This is a genomic window from Citrobacter sp. Cpo012 (genome assembly GCF_030333015.1).
GTDB classification, from domain to species: domain Bacteria; phylum Pseudomonadota; class Gammaproteobacteria; order Enterobacterales; family Enterobacteriaceae; genus Citrobacter; species Citrobacter portucalensis.
Genome location: NZ_JAOWGR010000034.1, coordinates 1 through 16,565 on the forward strand (window position 1 = coordinate 1; position 16,565 = coordinate 16,565).

Annotated in this window: 13 protein-coding genes; 4 read left to right on the forward strand and 9 right to left on the reverse strand. The window is 52.5% G+C overall.

Annotation, left to right across the window (positions count from 1 at the left end; genetic code table 11):
* Positions 1 to 109: 109 nt before the first annotated feature.
* From tnpA to argC, 4 genes are all read right to left on the reverse strand, one after another.
* Positions 110 to 568 (reverse strand): IS200/IS605 family transposase, encoded by a 459-nt coding sequence (tnpA, locus tag OGX90_RS05630; protein ID WP_057069660.1) that lies wholly within the window; start codon positions 566 to 568, stop codon positions 110 to 112.
* Positions 569 to 825: 257 nt separating this feature from the next.
* The gene (gene argH, locus OGX90_RS05635) at positions 826 to 2,196 is read right to left on the reverse strand and encodes an argininosuccinate lyase (protein WP_048237070.1); all 1,371 of its coding nucleotides are present in this window, start codon (positions 2,194 to 2,196) and stop codon (positions 826 to 828) included.
* A gap of 108 nt (positions 2,197 to 2,304) precedes the next feature.
* Positions 2,305 to 3,078 carry an acetylglutamate kinase gene (gene argB / locus OGX90_RS05640; protein ID WP_003028854.1) on the reverse strand — a complete coding sequence of 258 codons (774 nt, stop codon included), beginning with the start codon at positions 3,076 to 3,078 and terminating at the stop codon, positions 2,305 to 2,307.
* Between the two features lie 10 nt (positions 3,079 to 3,088).
* A complete protein-coding gene (gene argC, locus OGX90_RS05645; protein WP_174770830.1) occupies positions 3,089 to 4,093 on the reverse strand; it encodes an N-acetyl-gamma-glutamyl-phosphate reductase in 1,005 nt (334 codons plus the stop codon).
* Between the two features lie 155 nt (positions 4,094 to 4,248).
* Here argC and argE point away from each other — a divergent pair, with 155 nt between their 5' ends.
* From argE to OGX90_RS05665, 4 genes are all read left to right on the forward strand, one after another.
* Positions 4,249 to 5,400, forward strand: coding sequence for an acetylornithine deacetylase (gene argE / locus OGX90_RS05650; protein ID WP_174770831.1), 1,152 nt, complete (start codon positions 4,249 to 4,251; stop codon positions 5,398 to 5,400).
* A gap of 269 nt (positions 5,401 to 5,669) precedes the next feature.
* Positions 5,670 to 8,321: a phosphoenolpyruvate carboxylase gene (ppc, locus tag OGX90_RS05655; RefSeq protein WP_286623327.1), complete on the forward strand. Its 2,652-nt coding sequence runs from the start codon at positions 5,670 to 5,672 to the stop codon at positions 8,319 to 8,321.
* A gap of 211 nt (positions 8,322 to 8,532) precedes the next feature.
* A complete protein-coding gene (locus OGX90_RS05660) occupies positions 8,533 to 10,266 on the forward strand; it encodes a phosphoethanolamine transferase CptA (RefSeq protein WP_111466268.1) in 1,734 nt (577 codons plus the stop codon).
* 151 nt (positions 10,267 to 10,417) lie between these two features.
* Positions 10,418 to 11,278, forward strand: a complete 861-nt coding sequence (locus tag OGX90_RS05665; protein ID WP_008787053.1) for a helix-turn-helix transcriptional regulator — start codon at positions 10,418 to 10,420, stop codon at positions 11,276 to 11,278.
* Here OGX90_RS05665 and OGX90_RS05670 read toward each other — a convergent pair.
* The 5 genes from OGX90_RS05670 to OGX90_RS05690 all read right to left on the reverse strand — a co-directional run bounded on the left by OGX90_RS05670 (position 11,265) and on the right by OGX90_RS05690 (position 16,280).
* A complete protein-coding gene (locus tag OGX90_RS05670; RefSeq protein WP_008787052.1) occupies positions 11,265 to 11,621 on the reverse strand; it encodes a PTS fructose-like transporter subunit IIB in 357 nt (118 codons plus the stop codon). The genes OGX90_RS05665 and OGX90_RS05670 overlap by 14 nt on opposite strands.
* Position 11,622: 1 nt before the next feature.
* On the reverse strand, positions 11,623 to 12,501 hold the full coding sequence (locus OGX90_RS05675; protein WP_174770833.1) for a [formate-C-acetyltransferase]-activating enzyme: 879 nt from the start codon (positions 12,499 to 12,501) through the stop codon (positions 11,623 to 11,625).
* Entirely contained in the window at positions 12,467 to 14,764 is a 2,298-nt protein-coding gene (locus OGX90_RS05680) for a formate C-acetyltransferase (RefSeq protein ID WP_174770834.1), read from the reverse strand. The genes OGX90_RS05675 and OGX90_RS05680 overlap by 35 nt, the downstream gene beginning before the upstream one ends.
* Positions 14,765 to 14,865: 101 nt before the next feature.
* Positions 14,866 to 15,186 carry a PTS fructose-like transporter subunit IIB gene (locus OGX90_RS05685; RefSeq protein WP_148362595.1) on the reverse strand — a complete coding sequence of 107 codons (321 nt, stop codon included), beginning with the start codon at positions 15,184 to 15,186 and terminating at the stop codon, positions 14,866 to 14,868.
* Between the two features lie 14 nt (positions 15,187 to 15,200).
* Positions 15,201 to 16,280: a PTS fructose transporter subunit EIIC gene (locus OGX90_RS05690; protein WP_174770835.1), complete on the reverse strand. Its 1,080-nt coding sequence runs from the start codon at positions 16,278 to 16,280 to the stop codon at positions 15,201 to 15,203.
* Positions 16,281 to 16,565: the final 285 nt, after the last annotated feature.

Here is a 16,565-nt window from a genome sequence, read left to right on the forward strand (position 1 = left end):
AATAAATATCCTCCGGCATAGCCGGAGGTTTTTCTGATGCGCCTATAAGGCTCTGTTACCAGCCGCGCCCTAACAGGCGCATACGATCTGACATTTGCATCAGACTTCGTTACTTACGGCCCGTAAACGGGCTACCCGGATAAGGGATCGATAACTGCTCGCCCATTTTATCCTCTGCAAGCTGGTGCTTTATGTATTCCTGTATCCTTGCCGTGTTCTTACCCACCGTATCTACGTAATACCCACGACACCAGAACTCCCTGTTCCTGTATTTAAACTTCATATCACCAAACTGCTCATACAACATCAGACTGCTTTTACCTTTCAGATAACCCATAAAACCGGATACGCTCATTTTGGGCGGGATTTCCACAAGCATATGGATATGATCTGCACAGCATTCCGCTTCCAGGATCCGCACGTTTTTCCACTCACACAGCTTTCTTAAGATGCTGCCTATCGCCCTACGTTTCTCCCCGTAGAATGCTTGTCTTCGGTATTTGGGCGCAAAAACTATGTGATATTTACAGTTCCATCGGGTGTGCGCTAAGCTCTTTTCGTCCCCCATTGGGACCCCCTTTTGATTTCTTGTTTAACCCTTGCAGTTGCCAGACCGCAAGGTGTTTTAACAAATCAAAAGGGGTTTTAATAACTGGCCCAAAGCTGAAAGCTTTCCGGAACCCCCAGCCTAGCTGGGGGTTTTCTGTGCACAAAAAGCCCGGCGTCGCAAAGCTCGGCCGGGTTATGGTTTGGTAGGCCTGATAAGCGTAGCGCCATCAGGCAGAACGGCGCACAGTGCCGGATGGCGGCTTCGCCTTATCCGACCTACAGGCGTGCCTTCGCGTAGTCGATCGCCTGCGCAACCTGCTGCGGCGACACGCCACCTTTCGCTGCACGTTTATCCAGACACGATTGCAACGAGAGGATCGGGTAAACGTCATCGCCAATCACCTGGCTGAACTTTTGTAAGTCGGCAAGCGACAGCGCTTCCAGCGGTTTGCCCTGACGAATCGCCTCGACCACCGTTTCCCCCACAATATGGTGCGCTTCGCGGAACGGGACGCCTTTCGCCACCAGATAATCCGCCAGCTCAGTGGCGTTAGCATAACCCTGCTGCGCCGCTTCCTGGCAACGCGGACGTTTCACCTGGATTCCATCCAGCACCAGCGCGGCCATATGCAGACAGTCCAGCCAGGTGTCGAGCGCGTCGAACAGCCCTTCTTTGTCTTCCTGCATATCTTTGTTGTATGCCAGTGGAAGGCCTTTTAAAGTCATCATCATGCCGGTCAGCGCACCCTGCACGCGACCGCATTTGCCACGGATCAGCTCCAGCGCATCCGGGTTTTTCTTCTGCGGCATCAGAGATGAACCGGAAGTCACACGGTCGGAGAGTTCAACAAAGCCCGCTTCGCCGGTGTTAAAGAAAATCAGATCTTCAGCAAAACGCGACAGGTGTACCATGCCGATAGAGGCGTCGGAGAGTAACTCCAGCACGTGGTCACGGTCAGAAACGCTGTCCAGGCTGTTGCGCGTTGCCGAGGCAAAGCCCAACCAAGCCGCCAACTGCTCGCGATCGATTTCATACGCCGTACCCGCCAGCGCGCCGCAGCCTAACGGACTGACGTCCAGGCGTTTGAGCGCATCCTGCAAACGGCTCTCGTCACGCGCCAACATTTCAACATAGGCCAGACACCAGTGAGCAAACGTCACCGGCTGCGCACGTTGCAGGTGGGTGTAACCCGGCATGACGGCGTCCTGGTTATTCTCCGCCGTCACCACCAGCGCAGTTTGCAACTGACGATTGGCCGACAGTAATTCGATAACCGTATCTTTGCACCACAGCTTGAGATCGGTCGCAACCTGGTCATTACGGCTACGCCCGGTATGCAGTTTTTTACCAAGCTGGCCGACTTTATCAATCAGCTTACCTTCCACCCAACTGTGAATATCTTCGGCATCGCTTTGCAAAATCTGCTGAGGATTCGCGCGAACCTCTTCCAGCAGGTTATTCAGCGCCTCTTCCAACTGCAGCTGTTCATCGGCAGTCAGTACACCTACCGTTACCAACGCTTTGGACCAGGCCACAGAGCCAACAATATCCTGTTCTGCCAGGCGGTAGTCAAAACGCAACGAGTCGTTGAACTGTTTGAACCGCTGATCTGCTGCCTGTGTAAAACGCCCACCCCAAAGTGCCATAACGAATTTCCTTAATATGATATTTTTGCCCGGTGGCGCTGCGCTTACCGGGCCTACAAAACCCACGTAGACCGGATAAGGCGAAGCCGCCATCCGGCACATTAATAGTTAAGCCAGAATACGCGTACCAATTGGCGTGCCGTTAAACAGCGCGGGAAGTTGCTCTGCATGACGCCAGGAGGCGATATCCACCGGACGGCCCAGCGTACGCGCGGCATCCAGCGCTGCATTCACCTTCACGATCATGCCATCGGTAATAATGCCCTGTTCAATCAGCTGTTCCGCTTTCGCCGCGGTCATTTCGGCAATGCGCTGGCCTTTGCCATCCAGAATACCGCTCACATCAGAGAGCAGGATCAGATCCGCACCCAGCGTTGCCGCCAGCGCCGTTGCAGCCTGATCGGCATTCACGTTCATCAGCAGACCATCATCAGTGACACCAATAGAGCTCACTACCGGCAGAAAACCGCTTTCCAGCAGCGTGTTAATCAGCTTAGGCGAACCCGGCTGCGCCAGTCCAACATGACCCAGTTCTTTATCGAGCGGCGTCACTTTTACGCTGTCGCCATCGCCAAGATACAGACCAACAGACGCGATGTGATGCTTTTTCGCCCAGGCCAGCAAGGTTTTATTCGCCGTTCCCGCCAGGGCACCGGTAATAATGTCAATTTGATCGGCTGGCGTGACGCGCAGACCATTTTTCTTTTTCACTGGCAGATTCAGCTGCTTCATCAGCTCGTCGACCACGCAGCCGCCACCGTGCACAATGACCAGCGGACGCTGGTGCGACTCACGATAATTCACCAGTGCGGTAAACAAGCGCTCCAGCGCCTCTTCGCTATCCAGTAAAACGCCGCCCAGCTTGATAATTAATGGATTCATTGTTGCACCCTTAAATAAGAGACTGCGTTTGGGCAAAGCCAAAACGAATATTTGCGCACTGCATCGCCTGTGCCGCCGCGCCTTTCAATAAGTTGTCTTCCGTCGCCACAACGATCAGATGCTCACCCTGCACAGCAAACCCGATATCACAGAATGGTAATCCAACCACATTCTTCAGCGCTGGAACCCCTTTGTCATACAGACGCACCAGCGGTTTATCGCCATACGCCTGTTGCAGCGTCTGCGCTACCTGAGCATAAGTTACACCCGCTTTAAGGCGGCAAGTGATAGTTTCCAGAATTCCGCGCGGGAAGTTGCCCAGATGCGGGGTGAAAATCACTTCAGCCCCCAGATGAGTGGCGATTTCCGGCTGGTGACGATGGGTAAACACGCCATACGGTTGCAGGCTTACTTCGCAAAAACTATTAGAGATAGCCGCTTTACGGCCCGCGCCGCTCACGCCGCTGGTCGCATTAATTACCGGCCACTGGCTGAGATCCAACAGCCCGGCGTCAATCAGTGGTTTCAGCGAAAGCTGCGCCGCCGTCGGGTAACAACCCGGCACAGCAATCAGATTCGCTTCTTTCAGTTGGTCTTCGTTCCATTCCGCCAGCCCGTAAACTGCCTGCTCCAGCAGATCGGGATGCTGATGGGTAAAACCATAATATTTTTCATAGAACGCGCCGTCATTTACGCGAAACGCGCCAGAGAGGTCAAACACCACGCAACCGGCCTGCAAAAACTGCGGAGCCAGGTCATGACTTACCTCATGAGCCGTTGCGAGGAACACAACATCCACCCCTGCGCTAAACTCGCTGATATCTGACATTGGCTGCAACGGTAAATCGACAATGCCTTTCAACTGCGGATGCAAATCGGAGATTAATTTTCCTGCATCATTGCTTTGCGCTGAGACGGTCAAAGCGGTTATGGTCATATCAGGATGGCGATTTACATAGGTCACAAGCTCTGCGCCGGCATAGCCACTGGCGCCCACAATCAGCGTATTCAACATCGGGGCTGCTCACCTTCTTAGATTCTGTTGCCAGGTATAAGCCTTTATCACCTCACCTTACACTTGGTGGGTTTTATTACGCTCAACGTTAATGTATTTTTATTCACAAATACTGCATGAATATTGATACTATCATGACCCGAGGTGTGTCAACAATGAAAAACAATTTACCGCCATTTATCGAGATTTACCGCGCTCTGATTGCCACGCCATCGATTAGCGCTACCGAAGAAGCGCTCGATCAAAGCAATGCAGGTTTAATCACTCTGTTGGCGGGCTGGTTTAAAGATTTAGGCTTCAATGTGGAGGTCCAGCCGGTTCCCGATACGCGAAATAAATTCAATATGCTGGCGAGCATTGGACAGGGCGCTGGTGGTCTGTTGTTGGCGGGCCATACCGATACCGTACCCTTTGACGACGGACGCTGGACGCGCGATCCGTTCACCCTGACCGAGCATGACAATAAGCTGTATGGTTTGGGTACGGCGGACATGAAAGGCTTCTTCGCCTTTATCCTCGACGCGTTGCGTGATGTCGACGTCACGAAGCTGAAAAAGCCCCTCTACATTCTGGCCACTGCCGACGAAGAGACCAGCATGGCGGGAGCACGCTATTTCTCTGAAACCACCGCTCTGCGCCCGGACTGCGCGATTATTGGCGAACCCACTTCACTGCAACCGGTTCGCGCGCACAAAGGTCATATCTCTAATGCGATACGCATTCTGGGGCAGTCGGGTCATTCAAGCGATCCGGCGCGTGGCGTTAATGCGATTGAACTGATGCATGATGCCATCGGCCATATCATGCATCTGCGCGATGACCTGAAAGCGCGCTATCACCATAATGCCTTTACCGTTCCGTATCCAACGTTAAATTTGGGCCACATCCACGGCGGCGACGCCGCCAACCGAATCTGCGCCTGCTGCGAACTGCATATGGATATTCGCCCGCTACCGGGTATGACGCTAAACGATCTCAATGGGTTACTTAACGAAGCGCTGGCCCCTGTCAGCGAACGCTGGCCGGGTCGCCTGACCATATCGGAACTGCATCCACCGATTCCAGGCTATGAGTGTCCACCTGACCATCAACTGGTAGAGGTGGTTGAGAAACTGCTGGGCGCACAGACTGAAGTGGTGAACTACTGCACCGAAGCGCCATTTATCCAGACGCTTTGCCCGACGCTGGTATTGGGTCCAGGTTCTATTAATCAGGCGCATCAGCCGGATGAATATCTGGAAACACGCTTTATTAAGCCAACTCGCGAATTAATCACCCAGGTTGTGCATCATTTCTGCTGGCATTAACTGCTTATCACCCCGCTAATCCTTTAGTGGTAAGCGGGGTGATTTTTTAACATTTCCATAAGCAACGCTTATTTGATTGGATGTGAATTAAATAACGTAAATTCACGGCATTTATTCGTTTGCTGAACCGATTTCGCAGCAATTGACGTCACGTGTTTTACGTGGCTTTATAAAAGACGGCTAAAAAGTTAAGTCCGCAAGATTTCGCGTGATAGTCAGGCGCGAAAGATACAGGACATATTCAAAATAGATGGGGTGTCTGGGTTAATATGAACGAACAATATTCCGCGTTGCGTAGTAATGTCAGTATGCTCGGCAAAGTGCTGGGAGAGACCATCAAGGATGCGCTGGGAGAGAACATTCTTGATCGCGTAGAAACAATTCGTAAGCTGTCCAAATCATCTCGCGCTGGCAATGAAGTTAATCGCCAGGAATTGCTCACCACACTGCAAAATCTGTCTAACGACGAGCTGCTGCCGGTTGCCCGCGCATTTAGCCAGTTCCTGAACCTGGCCAACACCGCCGAGCAATACCACAGCATTTCGCCAAAAGGCGAAGCAGCCAGCAACCCGGAAGTGATTGCTCGCACTCTGCGTAAACTGAAAGAGCAACCCAACCTCAATGACGCCACCATCAAGAAAGCCGTAGAATCACTCTCTCTGGAGCTGGTACTCACCGCCCACCCGACCGAGATCACTCGTCGTACGCTGATCCATAAAATGGGTGAAGTGAACGCCTGCCTCAAGCAGCTTGATAACAAAGACCTCGTCGATTATGAACGCAACCAACTGATGCGCCGTCTGCGTCAGCTCATTGCCCAGTCCTGGCATACGGATGAGATCCGCAAGCTGCGCCCAAGCCCGGTTGATGAAGCCAAATGGGGTTTCGCGGTAGTTGAAAACAGCCTGTGGGACGGTGTACCAAACTACCTGCGTGAGCTGAATGAACAACTGGAAGAGCATCTGGGTTATAAGCTGCCGGTTGATTTTGTCCCGGTTCGATTTACTTCCTGGATGGGCGGTGACCGTGATGGTAACCCGAACGTAACGGCAGATATCACCCGTCACGTGCTGCTGCTCAGCCGCTGGAAAGCGACAGACCTGTTCCTGAAAGACATCCAGTTTCTGATTTCTGAGCTGTCGATGGTGGATGCCACGCCGGAGCTGATGGCGCTGGTAGGCGAAGAAGGTGCAGCTGAACCTTATCGCTATCTGATGAAAACCCTGCGTTCTCGTCTGATGGCAACCCAGGCCTGGCTTGAAGCCCGTCTGAAAGGCGAGAAATTGCCGAAACCTGCGGGACTGCTCACCCAAAACGAACAGCTTTGGGACCCGCTATACGCGTGCTACCAGTCTCTACAGGCCTGTGGCATGGGCATCATCGCCAATGGCGAATTGCTCGACACCCTTAGGCGCGTGAAGTGTTTCGGTGTGCCGCTGGTGCGTATTGATATTCGTCAGGAAAGCACCCGTCATACTGAAGCCCTGGGCGAACTGACCCGTTATCTGGGTATTGGCGACTACGAAAACTGGTCGGAAGCGGATAAACAGGCTTTCCTGATCCGCGAACTGAATTCCAAGCGTCCGCTCCTGCCGCGTAACTGGGAACCGAGCAACGACACCCGTGAAGTGCTCGACACCTGTCGGGTCATTGCCGAAGCCCCATATGGCTCCATTGCCGCCTATGTTATCTCGATGGCGAAAACTCCGTCGGATGTGCTGGCCGTGCATCTGCTGCTGAAAGAAGCCGGAATTGGTTTTGCTATGCCGGTCGCTCCGCTATTTGAAACGCTGGACGACCTCAACAATGCCGATGACGTCATGTCTCAACTTTTAAATATCGACTGGTACCGCGGCTTTATTCAGGGCAAACAGATGGTCATGATTGGCTACTCTGATTCTGCAAAAGACGCGGGCGTGATGGCGGCCTCCTGGGCGCAATACCAGGCTCAGGACGCGCTAATCAAAACCTGCGAAAAAGCCGGTATCGAACTGACGCTTTTCCACGGTCGCGGTGGTTCCATTGGTCGCGGCGGCGCGCCTGCACATGCGGCGCTACTCTCTCAACCGCCGGGCAGCCTGAAAGGCGGTCTGCGCGTGACAGAACAAGGGGAGATGATCCGCTTTAAGTACGGCCTGCCGGAAGTGACCATCAGCAGCCTGTCGCTGTATACCGGAGCAATTCTGGAGGCCAACCTGTTACCACCGCCAGAACCGAAAGATAGCTGGCGTCATATCATGGATGAGCTTTCCGATATTTCCTGCGAGCTCTATCGTGGATATGTGCGTGAAAACAAAGGCTTCGTCCCTTATTTCCGCTCAGCGACACCGGAGCAGGAACTGGGTAAACTCCCGCTCGGTTCACGTCCGGCAAAACGCCGTCCGACCGGCGGGGTAGAGTCTCTGCGCGCCATTCCGTGGATCTTCGCCTGGACGCAGAACCGCCTGATGCTCCCGGCCTGGTTGGGTGCAGGTACCGCGCTGCAAAAAGTGGTTGAAGACGGCAAGCAAAGCGAACTTGAAGCCATGTGCCGCGACTGGCCATTCTTCTCCACACGCCTTGGCATGCTGGAAATGGTTTTCGCAAAAGCAGACCTGTGGCTGGCAGAGTATTACGATCAGCGCCTGGTCAAAAAAGATCTGTGGCCGCTGGGTGCAGAGCTACGCCAACGCCTGGCAGCAGATATCGATGTCGTACTGGCGATTGCCAACGACTCGCATTTGATGGCCGACCTGCCGTGGATTGCCGAGTCCATTCAGTTAAGGAATGTTTATACTGACCCACTGAACGTCTTACAGGCAGAGCTGTTACACCGCTCACGCCAGGCAGAAGAACAGGGCAATGCACCGGACCCACGCGTGGAACAAGCATTGATGGTCACAATCGCTGGTGTCGCCGCTGGTATGCGTAATACTGGCTAACGTCCCTCCCCCCGTCGCCTTCGTGCTATTGTACGAAGGCGACAGCAAAAACCACTGTTACAACCACTTCATTTTCAATATATTTCCCCTCGAACATATTCACCACGTGAATATAACAACGGCAAAACACGATCCTAAGATCGTGATGCTTCAGTTCCTCTTAATGTTTAGGTGCTAATCTTGGCGCTACAATTAAAGACAGGCTCATACTATGCAATCCTTACAACTCCAGTCTAAACCCGTATTTAGCTGGAAAGCCCTGGGTTGGGCGCTCCTCTATTTTTGGTTCTTTTCTTCGTTACTGCAGGCCGTTATCTATTTTAGCGGCTACAGCGGATCTACCGGTTTACGCGACTCCTTGCTGTTTAGTTCGCTGTGGTTGATTCCGGTATTCTTATTTCCAAACCGTATCCGCATTATTGCTGCCGTGATAGGCGTGGTGTTATGGGCGGCCTCGCTGGCTGCTCTGAGCTATTACGTCATCTACGGGCAAGAGTTCTCGCAAAGCGTTCTGTACGTAATGTTTGAAACCAATGCGAACGAAGCCAGCGAATATCTGAGCCAATATTTCAGCCTGAAGATTGTCTTAATTGCGCTGGCCTATACAGCTGTGGCAATTCTGCTATGGACACGTCTGCGTCCTGTGCATATTCCATCACCCTGGCGCTATCTGGTGTCGTTTGCACTGTTATACGGATTGATTCTGCATCCGATGACAGTGAACACGTTTATCAAACATAAGCCGTTTGAAAAAACGTTGGATGGTCTCGCCTCACGCATGGAGCCTGCCGCACCGTGGCAGTTCATCTCCGGGTATTATCAGTATCGTCAGCAGTTGACCGCGCTGAATAGCCTGCTGAATGAGAACAATGCCCTGCCGCCGCTGGCCAACTTTAAAGACAACTCCGGTGATGCGCCGCGTACGCTGGTACTGGTGATTGGCGAGTCAACGCAACGTGGCCGCATGAGCCTGTACGGTTACCCACGCGAAACAACGCCTGAACTGGATGCGCTGCATAAATCCGATCCTAACTTCACCGTGTTCAATAATGTCGTGACCTCACGTCCGTACACCATTGAAATCCTGCAGCAGGCGCTGACCTTTGCCAACGAGAAGAACCCAGATCTGTATCTGACTCAGCCGTCCCTGATGAACATGATGAAACAGGCAGGTTATAAAACCTTCTGGATCACCAATCAGCAGACGATGACCGCCCGCAACACCATGCTGACGGTGTTCTCTAAGCAGACGGATAAACAGTTCTATATGAACCAGCAGCGTACCCAAAGTGCGCGCGAATATGACAGCAACGTGCTGGCGCCATTTAAAGAAGTACTGGCTGACCCTGCACCGAAAAAGTTCATCATCGTTCACCTGCTGGGTACGCATATTAAGTACAAATTCCGTTACCCGGATGGTCAGGGTAAGTTCGACAATAATATCGACAATGTGCCCGCTGGCCTGAGTAACGATGAGCTGGAAGCTTACAACGATTACGACAGCGCGAATGTTTACAATGACCATATCATTGCCAGTCTGATCAAAGACTATAAAGCGACCGATCCGAACGGCTTCCTGCTGTACTTCTCCGATCATGGGGAAGAGGTATACGATACGCCGCCGCATAAAACGCAGGGTCGTAATGAAGACAACCCAACGCGTCATATGTATACGGTGCCGTTCCTGCTGTGGACCTCGGAAAAATGGCAGGCTGCACACCCGCGTGACTTCTCACAGGATGTGAATCGTAAATACAGCAGCTCAGAGCTTATCCACACCTGGTCTGATTTAGCGGGCTTCACCTATGATGGTTTCGATCCAACTCGTGCCATTACCAGCCCGCAGTTCAAAGAGACGACCCGCTGGATTGGCAACCCGTACAAAAAGAATGCCCTGATTGATTACGATACCCTTCCTTACGGCGATCAAATCGGTAATCAGTAACAGTCTGCCGGATGCGCTACGCTTATCCGGCCTACAGCTCGCAAAGACTTGTAGGCCGGATAAGGCATTAGCCGCCATCCGGCAATAATCGCTTGAGGGCGATTGTTTTCAACGTTACTGTTTCCCTGTCTGCTGCCTGCAAGGGATTAACATGTATCACGACATCAGCCACCTGCTCTCTCGCCTGATCAACGGCCCCACACCGCTGCGGCAGATTTACTTTGCCAGCACCAGTAGCTCAACGCCGGAACTGGCGTATCAGGTCGATTTTCCCCGACTGGAGATTGTGCTGGAAGGTGAATTCACCGATAACGGTGTTGCTGGTGCATCCGCGACGTTACAGCCTTGCGATGCCTTGTTCGTTCCGGCTGGTGGCTGGAACTTTCCACAGTGGCTCACACCGGTGACCACACTCAGTATCTTATTTGGCAAACAGCAACTGGGTTTTAGCATCGTTCAGTGGGACGGTAAGCAATATCAAAACCTTACCCGCCAGCACGTCGCGCGGCGTGGACCGCGTATTGGCTCATTCCTGCTGCAAACGCTCAATGAAATGCAGATGCAGCCGCAGGAGCAGCAAACCGCCAGGCTAATCGTTGCAAGCTTACTGAGCCACTGCCGCGATCTGCTCGGCAGCCAGATCCAAACCGCATCACGCAGCCAGGCGCTTTTCGAAGCCATTCGCAACTATATTGACGAACGCTACGCTTCACCGCTCACCCGAGAATCCGTCGCGCAGGCGTTCTACATCTCACCCAATTATCTTTCCCACCTTTTTCAAAAAACGGGCGCTATCGGTTTTAACGAATACCTGAACCACACGCGACTAGAACACGCAAAAACGCTGTTGAAGGGTTACGAATTGAAGATTAAAGAGGTGGCGCACATTTGTGGGTTTGTTGACAGCAACTACTTCTGCCGCCTGTTTCGCAAAAATACCGAACGTTCACCATCAGAATACCGTCGGCAGTACCACAGCCAATTGACGGAGAAAGAAGCTAATCCAGAGTAAGATGTGTGTGCTGTGGTGCTGAAAGCAGCTTTCGCACGGCGCTCATCACCCGCTGCGGCTCACGCAGAAATGCGCTAATGCCCGACTGAACGTATCGGCTCTGCGTAAAACGCTCTGCTCCTGCCAGTTCAATATCAGTAATGAGCAACACCACATCAGCGCGGTTAATATCCTCTTCCGTCAGGCGATTTTCGGTACCCAATGCCCCTTGAGTTTCGATCTTGATGCTCCATTTTTCCTGCTGGCAGAGTTTCTCCAGCCGCTCAGCTGCCATATAGGTATGGGCTACGCCGCTTACGCACGCGGTGACAGCAACCAGATATCGTACAGGTGCGATGGTCATACTATCCTCCTACTGTTACCTGAAATCCGGCGCATTCTGCCATCTTACGTATAATATCCACCTCTTGCGCAGTCGGTACGGGCACTTCTTTCATCAACCAGGGCAAACCGAGCAGGCTGTATTTGGGCTCGCCATATTGATGAAACGGTAGCAGGTGTACCTGTTTTATGCCTAGCGATGACAACATCGTCAACACATGCTGCGTGTTATCTGAATTCATCGTAAAGCCCGGAATCAGCGGCAGGCGAGGTATGACATTAACCCCTTCCTCCACCAATAGCCGTAAATTCGCCAGTACACGCGGTAGGTTCATGTTGATGACCTCACGAGCCAGATCTCCATCCATTATTTTGAGGTCGAACAACACCTCATCACACTCTTTTGCGAGCGATAACAAGCGACCGGCCGGCGCATCGCCAGCCGTTTCAATTGCACAGCGCACATCCCAGCGCCGCAGACGTTGCAGGAACCGTGTGGCAAAGGGCGCTTGCATCAGCACTTCACCGCCGGAAAGCGTTACCCCCCCACCAGAAGTGCGAAAGAAAATATCATCTTTCATCACTTCACGTTCCAGCTCGTCCAACGTGATATCACGACCAATACGTTCAAACGCCCCAGAGGGACACTCGTCAGCATCACGCAGACAGGGTGTACAGTGCAGACATTTACTCTCCCGCCGTACCGTTTCAATACGTGGTGAGAGTGATTCCGGGTTAGCACACCAAGGGCAGGTATGCGGACAGCCTTTAAAAAAGACGACCGTACGAATACCCTGCCCATCATTCAGTGAGTAACGCTGAATGTTGAATATACGCGCGACTTCCTCGCCTCGTGGGTCAATTACCTCACAGTTGATGCGCGGTGCGGCGAATGATGTCATCCTGGATCTCCTTCGACAACTCGACAAAGAAGGCGCTGTAACCCGCCACACGCACCACCAGCCCGGTGAAATCCTGCGGGCGCTGCTGCGCTTCGCGCAATGTGTCGGCATTCACCACGTTAAACTGGATATGCTGGAGTTTGAGCTGGGTAAATGCCCGCAGAAAATCCGCCAGCTTGCGTAAACCGGCCTCACCTTCCAGTGTGGCTGGCGTAAACTTCACGTTCAGCAACGTCCCATTGGAAAGCAGTGTGTTATCCAGCTTGCTGACCGACTTCAATACCGCCGTCGGTCCTTGCATATCCTGTCCCAGCATCGGCGACAGCCCCCCATCTGCCAGTTGCTCCCCGGCGAAGCGGCCATCCGGTGTTGCCCCAACGACCGAACCCAGCGGCACGTGCGCAGAGACGGTATACGAACCCGGCGTAAATTGCCCGCCGCGTGGATTCTTGTATTTCTCTACCTCTTTGCAGTAATGACGTAGCAGTTCGGCGCTGATGTTATCTACATCATCGATATCGTTGCCGTATTTTTCGAAGCGATTGATCAGCCTGGCGCGAACTTTCTCGCCTTCCGGGGTAGCAAAGTTATCTTTTAGCACCGACAAAAGTTCATCAAAAGATAAGCGCTGTTGTTCGAATACCAGCCCATTGAGCGCATGCAGCGAATCGCTCAGGTTTGCAATACCGATCCCCTGTACGCCGGAGAAGTTATAACGCGCACCGCCGTCGGTAATATCGCACCCTTTATCCAGACAGTCGCTAATAAACGAGGAGAGCAGCGGCACCGGCGCCCAGTCGCGGTGACCGATATCGCAGATATTACTGCCCTCCACCATCAACGTGATGTAGTGGCTGATTTTGGCACGAATATGCGCCAGGAGATCGTCGTACGTCAGAGTACGGTTGCTTTCGTTCTCATGCAGACAAATTTCCATCACTTTCAGCAGATTAAACATAGCGATATCGTGCAAACCGTATGTTCTGCCTGGAATAGACAGCTCGACACAGCCTACTACCGCGTAATCCCGCGCATCTTCCAGCGAAACACCGCGATTAAGAAACGCGGGCACCACCACTTCATCGTTAAAGATTTGCGGGATGCCGGTACCAAGACGAATGGTCTGTGCTGTTTTCATCAGGAACGGTGTATCGATCAACGCATTCGTGCGCACACCGAGGTTTGGTTGTGGTAGCTGTACGTTCTGATACGCATCAAGACAGAGGAAAGACAATACATTTACCGCACTACGACCATTCTCCGTCAATCCCCCCAGTAGCGCGGTGTAGCCTGTTGGGAAGCCAGCGAAATAGCGCGCGCTGCTGGTGGATCGCAGCAGTACGATGTCATTACATTTCACCCACAGGGATTCGAGGATCTCTTGTAAGAATGCCGGGTCTTCCCCCTGCGTCAGCGAGGCCTGATAAAACGGCAGCATATACTGGTCGAAGCGTCCGAGTGAAAGAGAACTGGCGTTGGATTCATATTGCAAAATAATGTTCATGTACCAGAACAGCTGACATGCCTGCCAGAAAGTTTGCGGCTTGCTTTGGGCGTTATGCCGAGAGTTTTCAGCAATCGTCAGTAATTCCTGGCGTCGCTGCGCATCCGGGCAGCTTTCCGCCATCTTCTCTGCCAACATAGCGTAACGCAGAATATGTTTTTGCGAAGCCTCCAGCAGTAGCAGCGCAGCCTGATAAAAGTGATTCTCCGGCTGCTGCAGACAATGCGCTCGCATCTGCGCTACCAGTTCGCCAAGCCCATGATTCAACAGGCGTGGATAATCAATAATGATATGTCCCTGACCTTTGTCAGTCTGGTTAATGCTAAAAATCTGGGTACTGACGGCGGCTTTAACCTCATCGGTCATCTGACCGTTGATGAAATCTTTCATCGACCGCTTTTCCCAGTACGGATACAGCACATCGCGATAGAGATGTTTATCCTCTTCGCTGATGTCAAAACGGTCCTGCGGACGGGTTGGAAACTGCTCCAGCTCTTTAAGCAGCCAGTAAGGATCCATTTCCGGTGACATAATGCCCGCACGCGGTTTAACAGTACGGTTTCCGGCAATCAGTTCCTCATCACGAATCGAAATCTCAACGTGCTCAAGAATATATGCGGTGGCTTTCGCCCGACGCAGAATAACCGGCTCTCCCTCCGTCTGCTGGTGGCTGGCGGTATATAACAGCGCACGTTCAAGCGAAATTTCACGGTTGTTCTGAAACAGAGCGGTTTTTAAACGTTGGATGCGGTTCGTCATGAGGAACTCCTGCGGGAATAGTTGCCTGATGGCGCTACGCTTATCAGGCCTACGCATCTGTAGGCCGGATAAGGCGAAGCCGCCATCCGGCAAACAAACGGTTAAGCGGTTTGCGCCAGATGCGCGCCAATCTTGCTCATGATGGCGTCGGCACGTTTCACTGCATCGCTGATGTTGACGCGAACGATAGTTTTGCCCGCAAAACGTTCTTCAAATTTAATACCAATGTCCTTGGTCAGAATGACCATGTCGGCTTCCGCCACATCCGCCGCGGTCAGTTCGTTTTCCAGACCGATCGAACCCTGAGTCTCAACCTTTACTTGCCAACCTTTAGCTTTAGCGGCGCTTTCCAGCGCTTCGGCTGCCATATAGGTGTGGGCAACGCCAGAAGGACATGCGGTTACTGCGATAATCTTGGTCATGACTCATTCCTCACTTAATTCATTTCAAAATCTAAATCCAGGTCATCTTCTTTCTGATCGACCTGAGACACTTTTTTCCGCGCCAGACTTTTCAGTACGTTAACGCACACGGCGGTCACTACAGCACCAACGGCAACCGCCGCAATATAACCCAGTTTTCCTTCCACTACAGGCAGAACAATCAGCCCGCCCCAGCCGGCATAACACTGCGCACCAAACAGGGCGGCGGTTACCGTGCCACAGGCGGAACCCACCATAATCGATGGAATGACACGCAGCGGATCGGCTGCAGCAAACGGAATCGCGCCTTCCGTTACGCCAACGCAGCCCATTACCAGCGCAGCTTTACCGGCTTCGCGTTCTTCAGAAGAGAAATTCTTACGACCAATCAGCGTCGCTAAACCTAAACCCAGCGGCGGTACGCAGATCCCTACTGCGGCGATTGCCACGACGGCATAAACCCCCTGCGCCACGCAAATCAGCATGAAGGCGTAGGCAACTTTGTTAATTGGCCCTCCCATATCGAAGGCCAACATCAGTCCCATAATTACCGCCAGCAGCACAATGCTGCCCTGCTGCATACCCTGCAGCCACTCGGTCAGGCTAGTAGTTAACGCGCCAACAGGCTCCCCCAGCCCCCACATCATGATACCTGCGGTGATAAAAGTGCCGACGATGGGAATAACGAAGATAGGCATTACCGAACGCAACACCTTATGTACGGGGATCTTCTTCAGATAATGGACAACGATACCGCCAATAATCCCAGCAATTAATGCGCCAAAGAAACCTGCACCGAAGCTGTTTCCCACCCATGCGCCAATCGCACAAGGGGCCAGAGCAGAACGTTCAGCGATGGAATAGCCGATATAAGCAGCAAGAAATGGCACCATCAAAGTCAACCCGGCGACGCCAATATCAAACAGCTTTTTAAGATTAGGATCGGTCGCAGCATCCGGTACCGCGCCTTTGCCATACAGCATGACGGAGACAGCCAGCAAAATACCGCCCGCTACGACGAAGGGGATCATATGCGAAACACCGGTCATCAGGTGCTGACGAGTATTTTTCAGGATTTGTACCAACTCTTTCATAAGTCGCTCCCGGGCTGCCTAAAGCCCATATCCATAAACTTGTTGCGGAAAACAATAGGCAATCTGACGCGACGCAAACAGTGGATAAAAAGGCCATTTGCTGGACTTTTGTAATATCAGTACAAAAATGCGATCCGCCTCATAACTTGCAGTTTCTCGGAATTTATAGTGGATACGCTGACTTGTGAGGGATGTCTCACTTTGATAGTTACATTACATTTATCCAGTTTTTGGCAGATTTGTCACATGGCAGGCTCAGGCGTTGCCCTTTTATCCTGTAGCGAG